The 16,298-nt window shown below is 42.7% G+C and carries 13 protein-coding genes; 9 read left to right on the top strand and 4 right to left on the bottom strand.

What is annotated here, in order from left to right; genetic code table 11:
• Nucleotides 1–432: 432 nt before the first annotated feature.
• Nucleotides 433–1,878: an OmpA family protein gene (locus DVO77_RS13015; RefSeq protein WP_119978643.1), complete on the bottom strand. Its 1,446-nt coding sequence runs from the start codon at nucleotides 1,876–1,878 to the stop codon at nucleotides 433–435.
• A gap of 125 nt (nucleotides 1,879–2,003) precedes the next feature.
• On the opposite strand from DVO77_RS13015, the gene DVO77_RS13010 reads away from it, so the two are divergent.
• The 4 genes from DVO77_RS13010 (at nucleotide 2,004) to DVO77_RS19305 (ending at nucleotide 4,301) form a co-directional block, all read left to right on the top strand.
• On the top strand, nucleotides 2,004–2,603 hold the full coding sequence (locus DVO77_RS13010) for a response regulator transcription factor (RefSeq protein WP_119978642.1): 600 nt from the start codon (nucleotides 2,004–2,006) through the stop codon (nucleotides 2,601–2,603).
• Between the two features lie 169 nt (nucleotides 2,604–2,772).
• On the top strand, nucleotides 2,773–2,997 hold the full coding sequence (locus DVO77_RS13005; RefSeq protein WP_211328814.1) for a pilus assembly protein: 225 nt from the start codon (nucleotides 2,773–2,775) through the stop codon (nucleotides 2,995–2,997).
• Between the two features lie 89 nt (nucleotides 2,998–3,086).
• Complete coding sequence (locus DVO77_RS13000; protein ID WP_119978641.1) at nucleotides 3,087–3,674, top strand: hypothetical protein; 588 nt, start codon at nucleotides 3,087–3,089, stop codon at nucleotides 3,672–3,674.
• Between the two features lie 48 nt (nucleotides 3,675–3,722).
• Nucleotides 3,723–4,301 carry a hypothetical protein gene (locus DVO77_RS19305; protein WP_249038174.1) on the top strand — a complete coding sequence of 193 codons (579 nt, stop codon included), beginning with the start codon at nucleotides 3,723–3,725 and terminating at the stop codon, nucleotides 4,299–4,301.
• A gap of 669 nt (nucleotides 4,302–4,970) precedes the next feature.
• Here the strand turns inward: DVO77_RS19305 and DVO77_RS12985 are convergent.
• From DVO77_RS12985 to DVO77_RS12975, 3 genes are all read right to left on the bottom strand, one after another.
• The gene (locus DVO77_RS12985; protein WP_119978639.1) at nucleotides 4,971–5,171 is read right to left on the bottom strand and encodes a hypothetical protein; all 201 of its coding nucleotides are present in this window, start codon (nucleotides 5,169–5,171) and stop codon (nucleotides 4,971–4,973) included.
• 924 nt (nucleotides 5,172–6,095) lie between these two features.
• Nucleotides 6,096–6,803 carry a sulfotransferase gene (locus tag DVO77_RS12980; RefSeq protein WP_119978638.1) on the bottom strand — a complete coding sequence of 236 codons (708 nt, stop codon included), beginning with the start codon at nucleotides 6,801–6,803 and terminating at the stop codon, nucleotides 6,096–6,098.
• Between the two features lie 226 nt (nucleotides 6,804–7,029).
• Nucleotides 7,030–10,191, bottom strand: a complete 3,162-nt coding sequence (locus DVO77_RS12975; RefSeq protein ID WP_119978637.1) for a DUF3427 domain-containing protein — start codon at nucleotides 10,189–10,191, stop codon at nucleotides 7,030–7,032.
• Between the two features lie 393 nt (nucleotides 10,192–10,584).
• On the opposite strand from DVO77_RS12975, the gene DVO77_RS12970 reads away from it, so the two are divergent.
• The 5 genes from DVO77_RS12970 to rsmG all read left to right on the top strand — a co-directional run bounded on the left by DVO77_RS12970 (nucleotide 10,585) and on the right by rsmG (nucleotide 16,240).
• Complete coding sequence (locus DVO77_RS12970) at nucleotides 10,585–11,226, top strand: LysE family translocator (RefSeq protein WP_211328815.1); 642 nt, start codon at nucleotides 10,585–10,587, stop codon at nucleotides 11,224–11,226.
• A 518-nt stretch (nucleotides 11,227–11,744) separates the two neighbouring features.
• Nucleotides 11,745–12,509: a bifunctional 2-polyprenyl-6-hydroxyphenol methylase/3-demethylubiquinol 3-O-methyltransferase UbiG gene (ubiG, locus tag DVO77_RS12965; RefSeq protein ID WP_119978635.1), complete on the top strand. Its 765-nt coding sequence runs from the start codon at nucleotides 11,745–11,747 to the stop codon at nucleotides 12,507–12,509.
• 191 nt (nucleotides 12,510–12,700) lie between these two features.
• Nucleotides 12,701–13,141 (top strand): FMN-binding protein MioC, encoded by a 441-nt coding sequence (mioC, locus tag DVO77_RS12960; protein ID WP_119978634.1) that lies wholly within the window; start codon nucleotides 12,701–12,703, stop codon nucleotides 13,139–13,141.
• Nucleotides 13,142–13,624: 483 nt separating this feature from the next.
• Entirely contained in the window at nucleotides 13,625–15,514 is a 1,890-nt protein-coding gene (mnmG, locus tag DVO77_RS12955) for a tRNA uridine-5-carboxymethylaminomethyl(34) synthesis enzyme MnmG (RefSeq protein ID WP_119978633.1), read from the top strand.
• Nucleotides 15,515–15,616: 102 nt separating this feature from the next.
• Complete coding sequence (gene rsmG / locus DVO77_RS12950) at nucleotides 15,617–16,240, top strand: 16S rRNA (guanine(527)-N(7))-methyltransferase RsmG (protein ID WP_119978632.1); 624 nt, start codon at nucleotides 15,617–15,619, stop codon at nucleotides 16,238–16,240.
• Nucleotides 16,241–16,298: the final 58 nt, after the last annotated feature.

Below are 16,298 nucleotides of genomic sequence, written 5' to 3'. Positions count from 1 at the left end.
AGATAACATACTGATTTTATTAGATCGTCACTTGCCGTTAATTGCCAAATATAGCCCCCATTTGGGCTCCATGACATGCTACTCGCACCGATTGGGGCCCAAGTGGAGTCTAAAATGAAAATTTCTATTTAAAAAGCTGATAACACTCACTACGCTTAGTTTATGACTATGACTACACCACAAATACACAAAGTGGACGCCAAAATAAACGTAAGCGCAGCTAAGAAACCTTAAACCTGTACGGTCACGACAAACCAAAACTGCGACCAACTTATAAATATCTTCGGCTGCCAGCTATGGAACAAAGACCCGTCCGACCCCCAGCCAGAGTAAAGTTGTCTACAATTATATGGTCTATTTCCCTATGTAACCAACGGGTTATCCTCGCAGCTGATGGTTGTACAATGTAACCGGCTGCGAAGGTTCGGTGGGTTACTTTTTGTCAGAGCGGAGCACCAGCTCCACACGGCGATTCAGCCGCTGGCCTGCTTCGTTGGCATTACTGGCAACGGGGCTATACTCGCCATTGCCATGGGCTGCTAATTGGCTAGCGGGTATCTGGTATTGCTCGGTGAGCTGTTTTATCACTGCCGCCGCTCGGCGCTGTGACAGGCTCTGATTATAGCGGTTGTGGCCCTTATCGTCGGTGTGGCCGACCACGTAAAAATCCAGTTTTGGGTATTGTTTAAGGTAGCTTGCCAGTACTTCTAGCACTGTCTTGGACTCTGACAGCATCTGGTCACTGTCGTAATCGAACAGCAGGCCTTCCAAGGTAGCCTTGCCCGATTGAGTAATGGCCTTGGTGAGGGCATCGAGGTCAATGACAACCCTGTCATCTTTCAGTGCCGAGAGCTCCATCACTCGCACAGTGGTGTCTGCCGGCGTGCCATCGTAGCGGCCCTGAGCATAGATATCGAAATACACATCACCACCTGGGCGGCTTAGTTTAAATAGCTGATAGTCCTGCCATTCATCGGTGTTATCATCCTGATGTAACCCCATAGACTTTATCAATTCGGCATCGTCACCACAGGCTTTACCCTTGCAATGGAATACGGACTCAGCGGCCAGCTTATTGGCAGCGGCGGCGTAGTTACTGCTGATTTCAAACAGCGAGTATTCCTCTGGCATCCGATAACGTATCTCGGTGAGTTTGGCATCGAGTGGCTGGGTCTGATAACCGGCTGCAGACATACCGACGATCACAGGGACTTGGGTAAAATTAGTTTGCTTGTAGCGACTGATAAAACTGCCGGGCATGCGGCCAAGCAGTGGATGATCTGCCGAGTCCTGACTATCTTCACTGCGTCTATCTTTTATCTCCACCTCTTGTGGAGTCTGCTGTAAAAATGCCGGATTTGCCACAATCAGATCCAGTGGCTCGGGAATAGTCTCAAGGGTAACAAGCTGTACCTTGGTGTAACGGTCCTCACGGTGAAAAGCATAGATGACGCTGTAAACATCCCCGCTGGAACCAGTTAGCTTTGCCGCCACATATGCGCCAGGATAACTGGTATCTACGGTTATCCTAGGTGCCAACTGGTCCCTTAGGACATAGGGATCACCGCAGGCTTCCTGTTGGCATTGAAACACTATCTCAGCATTTAGTTTTTTAAGTTGTGCCAGATAGTTATTGATAACAAGGTCCAGCGTATAGCTGTCTGGAAGCTCGAAACTATGTTGAGTCAGTTTTCCTGACACAGGCAAAACAGAGAGTTTGTCTCCATCAACGGCAGTAATGAGATCGAATGGCGTAAAATGAATGCGTTTTTCTGCGGGATATTTGGCATCCGGGAAGGTGCTGAAAAACGTACTGGCAGAGGCACTGAAGGCAGTAACAACCAAAAATACTGCACTCAATAAAGTATTTTGTCCCATAAAAAAATCCTTTTCAGCGGGCGAATCTTACTTTAGCGTATTAATAAGAGAGTAGGATGATACGACAAAACAATTAAAGTGTCAGCCTCCGTATTTGTTTCAGCTTAATATTACCCGAGAACTATATGGATATACGAACTCGTACCAGTATACGCCTGGAGGGAGAGGGTTTTGACTTACTACCTGAGTTAAAGCAGTTTTACCTTGCGAATGGTCGGTGTTTACGCAAAGCATTATCATACACGGATGAACAGCATATCAATCGCGTGGTTTTTGTAGATTGTACACAAAAGCCAGAGCCCTGCGTCTCTTCGACGCCAAAGCCCTCTACAGCCTATATCGCGATAGTAAATCACCTCGATACTCAAATCGAAATCGAATTGCTGCGGACAGGGTTTCACGGCCAATTGATAAGAAATAGTTCTTTAGTGTTGCAGCTAACTGCTATCGATTTCCTTGTTAAAGGGGAGATGTACTTTTCACGAAAAGCGCTCTCACAATATGTATATGAAATATACAATAAAAAGACTCAAAACTCTGAAAGAATGGCTCTTAATGTCACCCAGAAAGAACGGCAAATAGTGGATTGTATTTTTAAAGGACTAAGCAATCAGGAAATCGCAAATGCGCTGAATATTTCGCTAAACACTGTGAAAATGCATCTCCAAAATATTTACAGGAAAAACAACCTTAAAGGGCGAATTCAATTAATGTCATCATACTAATTAATCATTCTGAGTATGATGCCTAAGTAATTTTTACCCTTCTGGGCAATTGATTCATCGAAGGATTGTACTAATAATAACCGCGAAATTACTATCAATTGATTCAAGGAATGAAACTATGTCTCAACGTAAAATTCGCGGTCAAGGTATGGCTTAATACGTCATCATCGTGGCTCTAATTGCTATTGCGACTATCGGGGCGTTCACTATGTTTGGTGATGTGGTACGTAACCAAACGGCTTCTATGGCCGCTGAACTTTCAGGTAGTGCAAATGAAGCTGAGACTGCCAATAGTGAAGCTGAAAAAGCAGGTAAAAAAGCGGTAACTGACGCTGCCAAGGCTGGTGGCTTGAACGCTTACAACGAAACTGCTTCTAAGGCCAGTGCTCGTTAGCAGGACATCAAGTGATCAAGGCCACAGTGCCATGTCGCCTAATCCCTTTTATCGTAAAACAACATATTTCGTATAGGAACACTGTAACGATGTTATTCAACCAAATACTTTTTCGCGTAAAACTTTTACTTTGTATATCACTATTCATGCTTGCTCCTACATCAGTGGCGGAAGAAAAAGCGCTAACTGTGGAAAGCATCCTTGCTAACGCCCCTAAACCCGATGAGGTTGAATTTGCCCGTCAAGGTGTGGCAGAGACAAGCATAGAGAATGCTTGGGAGCGGCCATGTCCCTATAACAGCTCTCGTTTGCTTACGGAAGGTTCGGGCGATTTCGATGTTGACGAAGCCGCCCTGCGCTGTCGCCGTTGGCAAGATTGTAAAACAGCAGGTGCTGATGCGAGTCGGTTTACTGAAGGTTTTTTCAAGCACCATAAAACTGGGGAGGAAATTCCTCAGCAGTGGAAAGATGATGGCGAAGACTTGGCCAAGAATGATGCAGAATTTGGAGGAGGTTCGGGACATTCGTATAACTACGCCTTGAAATTTGCTGAAAAAAACTGGCGCTTGTTTGAAGGGCGCAGTGCTAGCGAAGCCGACAAACTCGTTAAAAAGCAATTCTGGCAATGGTGCACGGTCGAACCTTTGTCTATTTGGAAAAGTAAACTAGATGATTAGGATTGGTATGTATTTCGACTTCTTATCAACAGTGACTTAGGTGCAAAAATGCGATTTAGAATAAGGTTATTTCAAGCAAAGTTTTTACTTTGTGCCTCGCTGCTCAGCGCCGCCTCTATTTCCATTGCAGAGGAAAAAACTGGCTATGACTTGTTATTAGAAATGGCCATTCCTAAGCCCCATGAGGTTGAACTGGCGCGTAAAGGCGTAGCTGAGGCCAGTATAGAAAGGGCTTGGGAACGCCCATGTCCATATAAAGCATTGGAAGCTGAAGATGGTTCTGCCGAAAGCGACAAGCTTTACTATAGTTGTCAGCGATGGAATGACTGTACAGAGGTCGGAGGCTCCGCCAGTGTGTTTACCGAAGCTTTTTTCAGAAACCATAAGAAGAAGTCAGGGGAAATAGTCATTCCTTGGGAGTTGATGCGTGATGGCGGTGCTTTTGGCATGGATGAGTCAAATTTTGAAACGACTAAGGGACAGCTTTACCGCTACGCATTGAAATTTGCCGAAGAGAATTGGCGCCTGTTTGAAGGACGAGTCCCTTTAGAGGCAAGTGACTTGGTTGAGAAGAAATTCTGGCAATGGTGTTCTATTCAGCCTCTGTCCATTTGGGAAAACGAGTAACCTTGCACATATTAATTTATATGTATTTCAATATCATATCGGTATTTTCATTGCGTTATAGCAATGAGTTCAAAATGCAGAAGTGATTGAGATAGTCAAATAGCCGAGAAAGTAAATCAGGGTCAAGGATTGAGCCATGCAAGTGTTCTACCGCACCCTGTTATACAAAGTCGCTGCAAAAAGCTAATTTAAGTCAATTCCCTAACAGGCAAGCTGGGTACGCCAGTGTCCTTTTTCTGGCGATATTTGCCGCAGTCACGTAACAGATATTGACTCCCAACCTTGTCTGGTGATGGAAGTTATCGAGACGGCGGCCCCCATAAAGAGCTCATCAAATAAAGCGTTAACACTTAATTTCGACGTAAACTCTGCAGAGTTAACTAGGGCCCAGATCGCCAGTATTGCAGAGTTCATTCCAGGTGACAGCACAGGCACATATAAAATCACCGGGTTTGCTGATAGTCAGGGAGATGAAGCGTCCATCTCACATTGTCCGAAGCGCGAGCCAACAGTTTGGCAAAGCTGCTAGTCGAACAGTATGGCATCCCTGCTGAAATAGTTGATGTGCAAGGGATAAGTGAAGCTCAGCCTCTAACTCTTGCTTCGATCTTTAGATTTTAAACTCGGAGTAAAGCACAGCTTCATCATTAAGGTTTAAGGTTTAACGTCTTACTCAACTCTTGAATCAACTTGTCGAATAAAGGTTTGGTATTTTCCATCATCGATGCGAACAAAAGGCTTGGCTAATGATGACAACTCAACGTTGCTAAAAACCATTACTATAGATTCACCCGAAGCAAGATCAAAATAATCACGTTTTAAAGCAGAGGCACCAAAATGGTTTTCAAACGCACCCAAATTGACGTTCAATCTTACCTCCAATTCAGCCGTGACATTGGCGCTATACCCGCTCAAAAATCAAACAAAAAAGTGGCGATCATTTAAAGATCTTGTCACGCTTTGGTGCATAAACACTCAGATCGAGATCAATTTAATCAACAGAGATATCAACAAGTAATCCACGGGGGATCTAAAGTTAATCAACATAAGGCGCGAAGCGTTAATGGTTTGTTTTTTAAGGAAAAAATAAATCGATGTTATTTGTGTATTTTGATTAGCTTAGTAAATTTCAGATCTCAGTAAAAAAGTTATACTCAAAATTTATCGCTAAAAATAAGCCAGATCGCAGCGCAGATCGACTGATTAGTCGATGTCAACCATTCTACTCGCTTTTTTATACTAGATTTTCACGCTTTTTCAGCATACCAACCAACAAGCAATAACTCTGCTTCCCCAGCACTCGATCCAATATTTAGACCTAACAAATGCACGCCAATCAGACCAATCTAATTAACCCAGTATTAGCCTAAATAATTTAGATCGAAATCAATCAGGTCTTTAGGCAGTAATGACTCAATTAACATGAAGATAAACCGAGTAGGCTATGACCAACACCCACTGCGAGCGATAACACACGCAGCAACTATAGATAAACATGGCGGCATCAAGGTGGTAAAACGTCGAAAGTGAGCTCGATAGCGGAAGTTAACATGGCCAGTCGTGATATTTTGAAGTCTAAACAACCGAAGTTTAGAGAACAGCATACGCTAGCGCGGGTTTGATGAGCATGGTGGGTAAGAGACCATGTATAAAAACAGACTCAGTTGTTACTGCCTATTACCTATTAATAGTGCAATTCAAAGCCTTTGGTTAATAGCAACTAGGGCGGTGAAGTTCCACGTGAAACTTCACCTCTCGTTTATTCCACTGTAATTATGTGATGTTCAAGATAAGTTAACCCAATTTGTAACTGAAAAACTTACGTTTATCGGGCCCGACAGCATTAGCACTGATTTTATTAGGATGTTTATATTCATCCCAACTGGCGACATTTCGCCCTTTATTTAAATGAGGAAAGTTTAAATGAGGCAAATTTGAGTGGGAAGATGGTTTCAGATCGCAAGATAGCGCGCCGTTCAAAGGTTCAACCGATAAAAATGTCATAAGCTTTGCCAAACTATCAGCATCACTAATATCAATACTAATAAAGTTAGCTTGCTCGCTAAAGTAATCAAAAACTTGTTTTTTATGATTATGATAACAATCAACCAAATGCATCGCACACATAGGATCATCCACCCGATTAATCGCAAAACTGTGATTAAAACTGCGCTTTAAAATGGGATGAAACCGCCCCGTTTTATCATCAAGGTGCACCAACATTCGACTAAGTAACATCTGCATCGATGGCACCCAAGCATCTAAAGCCCGCTCAAGATAAATAAATTTTGCATTGGGATAGAGCTGATGTAATTGCCGATAATCACTGAAACAAGGCGCGTCAGACACCACATCCGCCAACTCAAATGCCTGCTTAGTAAACGCTTGATGAGCCACTTTAAAGCCCTGTTCTAACAAAGCCACACTAACACTCGTGGTTCCTGTTCGCGGCAGACCTATGATGAAGATTTTGGCTCTATTAGGATTGCAGCAATTCGGCATAAACTTAACCCTAGTTTTAAGTGGTCTCGATTTGATGAGATGCAGTATAAGGGAATGGCTAAGTTTGTTCGAGCTTACATAGCATTATAAAAATGCGTTAATTGAACATGCCTTTATATAGCGCCTTGGGAACAACTTAGCCTTTGCAACTCTCTATAACTATCTGCAATAAAATGGAATTTAGATTTATGTTTTGATTGATTAATTGATAAGCAGAGGCTCTTTGCTAACCAACAGATAATTTAGCGGCGTCATGCCACATTACATCAGGTATTGGATGCTCTAATCGCCATGTGATATTCATCGGTTGTGAACCGCTATAGCTGACATAATGTACTTTGCCAAAATTCACGAATCCCATAGTGCGGCCATTTTCGTCTTTTGACTGCTCTCGAACAAACAACAGTATGGTTTTCCTTAGCTTTTGTTGCTCAATATAACTCAGGCCTCGACCACGTTCTGGCCGTGCGCTATTTTGTGATTGCCAGTGAAAAAGATGCTCGCTAATGGCATAGTCGTGATACATGGTTGTCGGTGAAAACTGCTTCTCTGATTTGTTTAACGTTACAAATAAGCATTCAAGATTTTGGTCATTAATAGCAAGCACACCTTCTCTTGAAGGCGATTTAGCTACAAATGTGCTTGCACCGATTGCTGCTAAAATTTGCTCACGAGTATAACGAGAATGCACTTTCAATGCGCTGGGCTGCGCCAATTCCAAATCCATTTCTTGATGGTGTATCCGGTTGATCAGTATCGCCAATACTGCCAACAATTCTTCCTGTAACGGCTTATTGCGTAGCATCAGCAAACTAGCCGCTAAACTGTTAACGTTTAAAGCCGTACCTGACTTATCCCAAAAGTTGTAATGACACATCAAAGCAAACTGATTTTGAATAGAATCCACCCCATTAAAGACAAAATCATTTTCGCATAACTGTTTGATAAATTTTAAATAGGATAATGACGTGCAACTGAGTAAGTGGAAGTTAATCGCGCGATAATAAGCTTTAGCTAAATCGGGCTGAACTGCAGGTTCTGCAATCCCCTGTACGGCCTCGGCTAACAAGGTCCATCCACTTTGGCCATTAATCTTTATGCGATAAATATCTTCAAGACTCACTTGCGGGTTCATGCGTAAAAAATTGCCTAACGTGAGCGGCAAGTCAGTTTGATGTTTAAAGTTTGCCATTAGACTGGTGAATCGATTGGCATTGAGCGTAGCTCGGCTAATATTACGCAAAATCATCGACTGCGCTTTCTCCTCAAGTTCAATTCGGCACCCTAGTGGTAGATGCGGAAAATCATTCAGAACTTCATCTTTAATCGACTGATTGGTTTTACCTACTAACGCTCTAAATTTCTGTGAGAAATCATATTCATCGCGTGAATTGCCAACAAAATCTAATATAGTACAGCACTGTTTATCATCGGTGAGACGCAAACCACGGCCAAGTTGTTGCAGGAATATAGTCAAGCTTTCCGTTGGCCGTAAAAATAACAAGGTATCGACCTCTGGAATATCGACACCTTCGTTGAAAATATCCACCACACACAAAATGGATAATTTGCCACTAACTAAGCTTTGCCGTTTTTCGTGGCGCTCTTCACTATTATCACTGGTCAGCACATCGGCGCTAATCTTTGATAAATTGAACTTTTTCGCCATATACTCGGCGTGTTCCTTACTTACGCAAAAGGCTAACGCCTTAATATTATTTATATCTGTTACAGTTTCAGCTAGGCTGCGAATAATACGCGTCACACGCTGTTCATTATGAGTATATAAATTGCTCAGTTCAGCAACATCGTATCGGCCACGGCTCCAACTTAGCTTGCGAAGATCGGTCTCATCATCGATCGCAAAATATTGAAATGGACATAAATGCCGTTGATTGATGGCTTCGGGTAAACGTATTTCTGCGGCAATCACACCGCAGAAGTCAGCCAAAATATCGACACCATCATGACGCTCAGGGGTTGCCGTGAGCCCAAGTAAAATAGTCGGCTCAAAATGAGCTAATAGCCCTCGGTAACTACTCGCAGCAACATGATGGACTTCATCAATCACAATATAATCATAAAAATCAGCCGCTAATGGCAGGTTATCAAGTTGCAGATTCAAGCTTTGAATAGATGCAAATAAGTGTTTGTAACTATTTGGTTTATGCTCTGCTACCCATAACTCGCCAAATTGATTATTCCTTAACACACCGCGATAAGCACTGAGGGCTTGCTGTAAAATTTCTTGCCTATGGGCAACAAATAGAAAATTGGCTTCTGGATGTTGTTTATAAAATCGCGCGAAATCGAACGCAGATATAATAGTCTTACCCGTGCCAGTTGCCGCGACGATGAGATTTTTAAAACGGCCATGAACGCTTCGTTCTACAGCAAGCTGTTCGAGGATTTCTCGCTGATGCGCAAACGGCTTAATGTCAAAATGAAATGAGCTCGATTCGGTACTACTGCCTTTTGCTTCTTTGAGTGCATTGTTTAACTTTTCTTTACTGCTCGCATCACCGCTAAAAAGCTCAAATTCGTTCGATTCCCAGTAAGTTTCAAAGGTACTGAGTGATTTATCAATGATGTGGGGAATTTCTTGGGTGGTGATCTTAAGGTTCCACTCAAGCCCGCTAGTCAATGCAGAATGCGATAAATTTGAAGAACCGATATAACCAGTATGAAAACCCGTATTCCGTAAAAATAAATAGGATTTTGCATGCAGCCTTTCGCGTTTAGTGTTGTAACTTAATTTTACTTGGGTATTGGGTAAACTGGCTAGAAACTCGACGGCCTTAGCATCAGTCGCGCCCATATAAGATGTCGTGATGATGCGTAACTCTTTACCACTGCGCGTAAATTCCTCAAGTTCATTTTTGAAGATACGAATACCCGTCCACTTGATAAATGACACCAGCCAATAGATTTTATCTGATGAGCGGATCTCACGTTTAAGCTCACTTTCAAGCGATAATCCCGCATTACTACCACAAAAAAGCTCACTCTGAGTGAGCCCTGTTAATGGAAATATGGCGGCCGTATATTTAGGTAAATCAGTTGCAATAGGATTTTGCTTGTTAAAGAGAGCCGTGAGTATCCGGCCTTGGCTATCGATGAGATTTTCATCAATAAAATCATCATCGTTAATGTGCTCTTTGAGCCACATCACTAACCGATTAGCCAAACTGATTTGATTGATAACTTGGTTTTCATCTGCGGGAACAGAATGAATCACATATTCAATGACTTTAGTCAAAAAACGTGAGAGCCAAACACTTGCCTCAGCAACTTCTAGCTTCCTTTCCCCAACAAAAAATATGTCCTTATCTAAGCGCTGCTCAATGAGTTGAGTAATAAGCTTTTCGTAAATCCCGACCTGTTCCATAGCCAGATATGCCCCAAGACTAACAATCAAAGTGCTAGTGAATATATCACATAAGAAATTGATTCAAGATGATATTTTATATAATCGCTTTATATTTAGCTTAGGGATAAATACCACTTAGACTTTGACTCATAATCTCCACAGCGCAAACCTGTTTAGCCTTGAGTAAAATGCACAGTAGAAATAGTATTGCTCAGCTCACCAGCTTTCAGGCATTAGCCACTAATATTAAACTGTGAAGCTCAATTAAAAATACGCAGTAAATTCCACCATCGTAAACCTGCCCTGCCAGTGATTAATGGTTTTAAACGCCCCACATCACTTTCATTTCAGATTGATCGCTGTAAAATCCGCGCCTTGTTTTAGTCTTTAACCTTAAGCAGTCCATTTTTGATGATCGATCTCAACCTACTACCACTCTATTTAACCACTGTAATTGCGCTGCTGCTGATCCCTGGCCCTGACATGCTATTAATCGCCAGCTCTAGCCTAAGCTATGGTAAAAAGGTGGGGGTTTATGCCAGCTTTGGTAATGCCACATCGGGGCTTATTTTGACATTGCTGGCGGCACTGGGCGTTTCTGCAGTCATAGCGGTTAATCCATTAGCTTTAGAACTACTTCGTATATTAGGTGCCGCCTACTTATTGAAGATGGGATGGGATTGTATTCGCAGCAGTGCGGCCGATACCCCGCAAATTGAGCAACAAGATAATATTGCTAAACAACTGTACCGACGTGCAGTGATGAGCAATCTGCTCAATCCTAAAGCGTTGATCTTTTTTGTATTGTTTTTACCGCAATTTGTCTCGACTCAGCTAGCCACGAGCTCTGGCCAGCAAATGTTAGTCTTAGGTCTATTACTCAATGTAATGGGATTACTATTTAATCTATTATTGGTCGCTATGGTGGGTACATTAGGTAAGTCATTACTTAATAATGATAAATTTAGACAAAATCAAAATAAGTTTATGGGGATCATCTTTTTTGCTTTAGCCATTTGGCTTTTGGTATCACAAGTTAAAAGTATTAGTTAACCCAGCTTTAACGCGTTGTTGGCTGCTGTACTTATATAAGCTTACTAGTATGAATATCAGCTTATGGGCAATTAGCCGCCGACCAACGCACGCCTTTTACCTGCTAATTACCCGGTGTTGTTTAAACCACACTTTGACACTGACTAATGAAAGTAAAGCCGCCTCACCTGAGTGTTCAATAACACTCAATAATGCTAAAAGTCGTCTAGTGAAGTAGTGGCGATTCAGCCATTAAGTCATAGCCACAAAATAAACGACTTAACCACCCCACTCTTTCCCCTATAAACAGCTACCACTGAGCGCCCAGCGCTTGCCTCTTTTACTACACTGTTAATGATTGATAAATCTGCAGCGCTATACCATTCGTCACTTGGTGCCATGACTAACCTTCCTTTCAGCGTAATATTAATGATGGCTCCGACAAATAATGACGATTAAGTATCCACAGATTTAGGTGAACTATCGTCACCGTTTTGTACGTATATAATCAACTAACTTGCAAATAGAAATGGATCTTTATGTTAGATAAAAGCCAGCTGAGCAATAGACCCAAGATGCTCGATCAACAAGCTGAAATCGCCAAATTTGATGATCTAGCGCGGGAGTGGCGCGATCCTAAAGGTAAATTTAAGCACGTATTAGCCTTTAATCAGACGCGCTTAACCGCCATAGAAGATGCCATAGCAGGTCATTATCAACGAGATTTAACTCAAGACGTCTGCTTCGAAGGTTTGTCGATCTTGGATATTGGTTGTGGTGTAGGCCTACTATGCGAACCGTTAGCCAGTCAGGGCGCCGATGTCACCGGTATCGATGCCAGCGCCTATAATGTGTTATTGGCACAACGACATGCTAAAAGTTGGTCGATCAAAGTCGAGTATCAACATTGCTTAGCCGATGATTTACTGAATAAACCACTCCAATATGATGTGATTTTAAATACCGAAGTGATTGAACATGTCGACGACCAACGCCAGTTAATCGATGTGTGTTGTCAGCTGTTAAAACCAGGAGGATTATTGGTGATGGCGACTCTCAATCGCACGATAAAATCCTATCTTATCGCCATTATCGGGGCTGAGTATGTCATGGGGTACCTACCCAAGGGCACTCATGATTGGCGTCATTTTGTGAAGCCACAAGAGATAGATAACATGATATCGCGCCACGGATTAACCACCATAAAAGTGGAAGGAATGCGCTTTAATCCATTTTTCAACCAATGGAAAACCTGCCGCCAACCCGACGTAAACTATTTGCTCTATGCCCAAAAACCGCTTTAAAACTGGCTAGCAGAGACCCCATCACATTATGAGGTATGGCGTTTATTTATCGTTATAAGCTGCTTACCTACAAGACCTAAATGGGCTTTTCACTTATGATGCCATAATGGCTTAGATTGACATTAACTCGGTTTTAATCGGTTAATGCAGCATAAAGCTTAATCATCTTATGACTCAATATAGGAAAAATAATGGCAAAAATAGAACTGATTGTCGGTACAACACTGGGCAGTGCCGAGTATGTTGCCGATGAATTAGCGGCACAATTAGAGGCTTTAGATCACCAAACTCAGGTGCATTTAACCCCAGAACTGAGCGATCTTGACCCTAAATGCCTATGGTTAATCGTCTCATCAACCCATGGTGCAGGCGATCTACCTGACAATATTCAGCCTTTTTACGAAGAAATCGTAGCCAAAAATCCCGATCTTAGTCGAACCAAATATGCTTTGTGTGCCATTGGCGACTCCAGCTACGACACTTTTTGCCAAGGGCCTGAAAAATTAATTGAAGCGATCGAAAATTGCGGTGCACAAGTCTATGTGGATAAGATCCAGATCGATGTGCAATACGATCCCATCCCTGAAGAGCCTGCTCAGGCTTGGTTAAGCACCTGGCAAGATCATCTCTAACGATCCCATATCCGTATAACTCGAGTAATAGCCCACAGATTAGATCAACCTTATCCACATATTACGTTTTAAAATGATAAATATGTGGATAAGCTATTATTTGATCATGATCTAACTCTGTATTATTCACTGCCCCCGATGACCAAAGATCCCCCTTGTGGATAAGTAGGCGATCTATCCCCAAGCTTACGCCAGTTAGATCGCGATCAGATCACAGGATCAGAATGACGCTATCTATTGATATAAAAGGTGAATTAGAGTTATCCACCGAAAAGTGCGATCCTAATAGTAAACATAATAAAGGATCTATATAAAGATCTTAAGATCTATTAAGCAGATCCACTTGAGATCGAAAGGGCTAAATTGATCTTTCACCAAATGCCTTCCAAGTGCTAAAATGCTCGGCTACTCGATGGTTCATTTGTCGGTAGCAAATATCAATCTACTTTCAATTTCGATACAGGTTTTATTTAAGGTACTGTGATGCATTTTCATGAACGGTTTGATGTAATTGTTGTTGGTGGCGGTCATGCCGGAACCGAAGCTGCATTGGCATCAGCTAGGATGGGGTCAAAAACATTATTGTTGACCCACAACATTGATACCTTGGGACAAATGTCCTGTAATCCGGCAATTGGTGGGATTGGTAAAGGCCATTTAGTTAAAGAAATCGACGCCTTAGGTGGCGCTATGGCCATAGCGACAGACCATGCGGGTATTCAATTTAGAACCCTAAATTCGAGCAAAGGCCCCGCCGTTAGAGCCACCAGAGCTCAAGCTGACAGAGCCCTTTATCGAGCTAAGATCCAACAGATTTTACAAAACCAACCTAATTTACGTTTATTTCAACAAGCGGTAGATGATCTCATTGTTGAAAACGATCGCGTTGTAGGGGTTGTAACCCAAATGGGCTTAGCATTTGAAGCACCTGCGGTAGTGTTAACTGCTGGAACCTTCCTGAGCGGTAAAATTCATATCGGGCTAGAAAACTACAGCGGAGGACGCGCTGGCGATCCACCATCGATCTCTTTGGCGCAGCGATTACAAGAACTGCCTATCCGTGTAGGACGTTTAAAAACGGGTACACCACCACGTATCGATGCCAATACCATTAATTTTGACTTGATGAGCGAACAAAAAGGTGATGATCCATTACCTGTAATGTCGTTTATCGGTGATGTAAAAGATCATCCTCGTCAGGTCTCTTGCTATGTAACCCATACTAACGAGCGTACCCACGACATTATTCGTAGCGGACTCGACAGAAGTCCTATGTATTCAGGCGTCATCGAAGGTATTGGTCCACGTTATTGCCCATCGATTGAAGATAAGATCAATCGCTTTGCAGACAAGACCTCACATCAAATTTTTATTGAGCCAGAAGGGCTTAATACTAACGAGATCTACCCTAATGGTATCTCGACCAGTTTACCTTTTGATGTGCAGTTAAACTTGGTCCGTTCGATCCAAGGCATGGAGAATGCGCAGATTATTCGCCCTGGCTATGCCATCGAATATGATTATTTTGATCCGCGCGATCTCAAAAACTCACTCGAAACTAAAGCAATAAGCGGACTCTTTTTTGCTGGCCAAATCAATGGCACCACAGGTTACGAAGAGGCTGGCGCTCAGGGTTTACTTGCTGGCATGAATGCATCACTGCAGGTGCAAGGCAAAGAGTCTTGGTGTCCACGTCGTGATGAAGCCTATCTTGGTGTTCTGGTTGATGATCTATCAACCCTTGGCACTAAAGAGCCCTACCGCATGTTTACTAGCCGCGCGGAATACCGTTTATTACTGCGTGAAGACAATGCCGATCTGCGCTTAACCGAGAAAGGTCGTGAACTGGGATTGGTTGATGATAACCGTTGGGCTAAATTTAATGCTAAGCGTGAAGCCATTGAGCTAGAACTTCAGCGTTTACGCAGTCAGTGGATCCACCCTAATTCACCTTTGGTCGATGCGTTAAATCCACACCTTAATACGCCCATTACGCGTGAAGCGACTTTTGAAGATTTACTACGTCGTCCAGAGTTAGATTATCCTAAGTTGATGAGTATTGAAGGTTTTGGTCCTGCTATTGAAGATCAACGAGCTGCAGAACAAGTACAAATTCAGGTGAAATACTCTGGTTATATTCAACGCCAACAAGATGAGATTGATAAAGCGATTCGTCATGAAAAGACTCGTCTGCCGTTGGAGCTTGATTATCAAGAAGTGCCGGGATTATCTAACGAAGTGATCGCCAAATTAAACGATCATAAACCTGAAACCGTCGGCCAAGCGTCGCGTATTTCTGGTATCACACCTGCCGCGATCTCTATTTTGTTGGTCCATCTTAAAAAACGTGGTTTGCTCAGAAAGAGCGCATAAAACCAAGCTGTTGATTGGTATCAGTCTAGATGGTAAGCCTTGGTGCTTCCCATCTAGGCTCGTCCGCTTCATAATATCCCATTGTTTATCGAGGATACGTCTGTGTTATCAGCCCAATTAGATACTTACCTTGCCGAAATCGAGATGACGGCAACGCCAGAGCAAAAACAACAGCTGCTCGACTTTGTTGCCATGTTGGCTAAATGGAATAAAGCCTACAATCTAACGTCGGTGAGAGAACCCGAACAGATGCTGATCCGTCACATCATGGATAGCCTTGCGGCAAGCAAACATCTTGTTGGAGAGCGCTTTATCGATGTGGGCACAGGTCCCGGATTACCCGGTATTCCGCTGGCGATTATGAATCCCGATAAAACCTTTGTACTACTTGATAGTTTGGGTAAACGAATTCGATTTCAGAAACAGGTTCAATTTGAACTTTCTATCGGTAATATAAGCTCGGTGGAAAGTCGTGTTGAAGCCTATCAACCTGAAGAAAAGTTTGATGGCGTATTAAGCCGTGCATTTGCTTCAATTCAGGATATGTTGCATTGGTGTCACCATTTACCGAAAGATACTGGCTGTTTTTACGCGCTAAAAGGCCAATTAAGTGATGATGAAATGGCACAACTACCAGGAGGCTATAGCGTTACCCATGTATTCGAATTAAAAGTACCTCGTCTCGATGAGCAGCGTCATTTGCTCAGAGTGGTTAAAAACCCCTAGGCTCGAGGTCGATGACAGTTGCATTATTTAATCAGTTCAAGCAATTTGATAGCAGAAT

The sequence above is a fragment of the Shewanella algidipiscicola genome (genome assembly GCF_003605125.1).
Classification (GTDB): domain Bacteria; phylum Pseudomonadota; class Gammaproteobacteria; order Enterobacterales; family Shewanellaceae; genus Shewanella; species Shewanella algidipiscicola.
Note: the sequence above shows the minus strand (reverse complement) of the source record. Positions and strands in the feature narration are given on the sequence as shown.

What these genes read in the sequence shown, in the direction of transcription:
- DVO77_RS12980 (WP_119978638.1), bottom strand. Translation starts at nt 6,803, where the DNA reads ATGCCGAATTGCTGCAATCCTAATAGAGCCAAAATCTTCATCATAGGT.
- DVO77_RS12975 (WP_119978637.1), bottom strand. Translation starts at nt 10,191, where the DNA reads ATGGAACAGGTCGGGATTTACGAAAAGCTTATTACTCAACTCATTGAG.
- DVO77_RS12970 (WP_211328815.1), top strand. Translation starts at nt 10,585, where the DNA reads ATGATCGATCTCAACCTACTACCACTCTATTTAACCACTGTAATTGCG.
- ubiG (WP_119978635.1), top strand. Translation starts at nt 11,745, where the DNA reads ATGTTAGATAAAAGCCAGCTGAGCAATAGACCCAAGATGCTCGATCAA.
- mioC (WP_119978634.1), top strand. Translation starts at nt 12,701, where the DNA reads ATGGCAAAAATAGAACTGATTGTCGGTACAACACTGGGCAGTGCCGAG.
- mnmG (WP_119978633.1), top strand. Translation starts at nt 13,625, where the DNA reads ATGCATTTTCATGAACGGTTTGATGTAATTGTTGTTGGTGGCGGTCAT.
- DVO77_RS13000 (WP_119978641.1), top strand. Translation starts at nt 3,087, where the DNA reads ATGTTATTCAACCAAATACTTTTTCGCGTAAAACTTTTACTTTGTATA.
- DVO77_RS13010 (WP_119978642.1), top strand. Translation starts at nt 2,004, where the DNA reads ATGGATATACGAACTCGTACCAGTATACGCCTGGAGGGAGAGGGTTTT.
- DVO77_RS13015 (WP_119978643.1), bottom strand. Translation starts at nt 1,878, where the DNA reads ATGGGACAAAATACTTTATTGAGTGCAGTATTTTTGGTTGTTACTGCC.
- DVO77_RS19305 (WP_249038174.1), top strand. Translation starts at nt 3,723, where the DNA reads ATGCGATTTAGAATAAGGTTATTTCAAGCAAAGTTTTTACTTTGTGCC.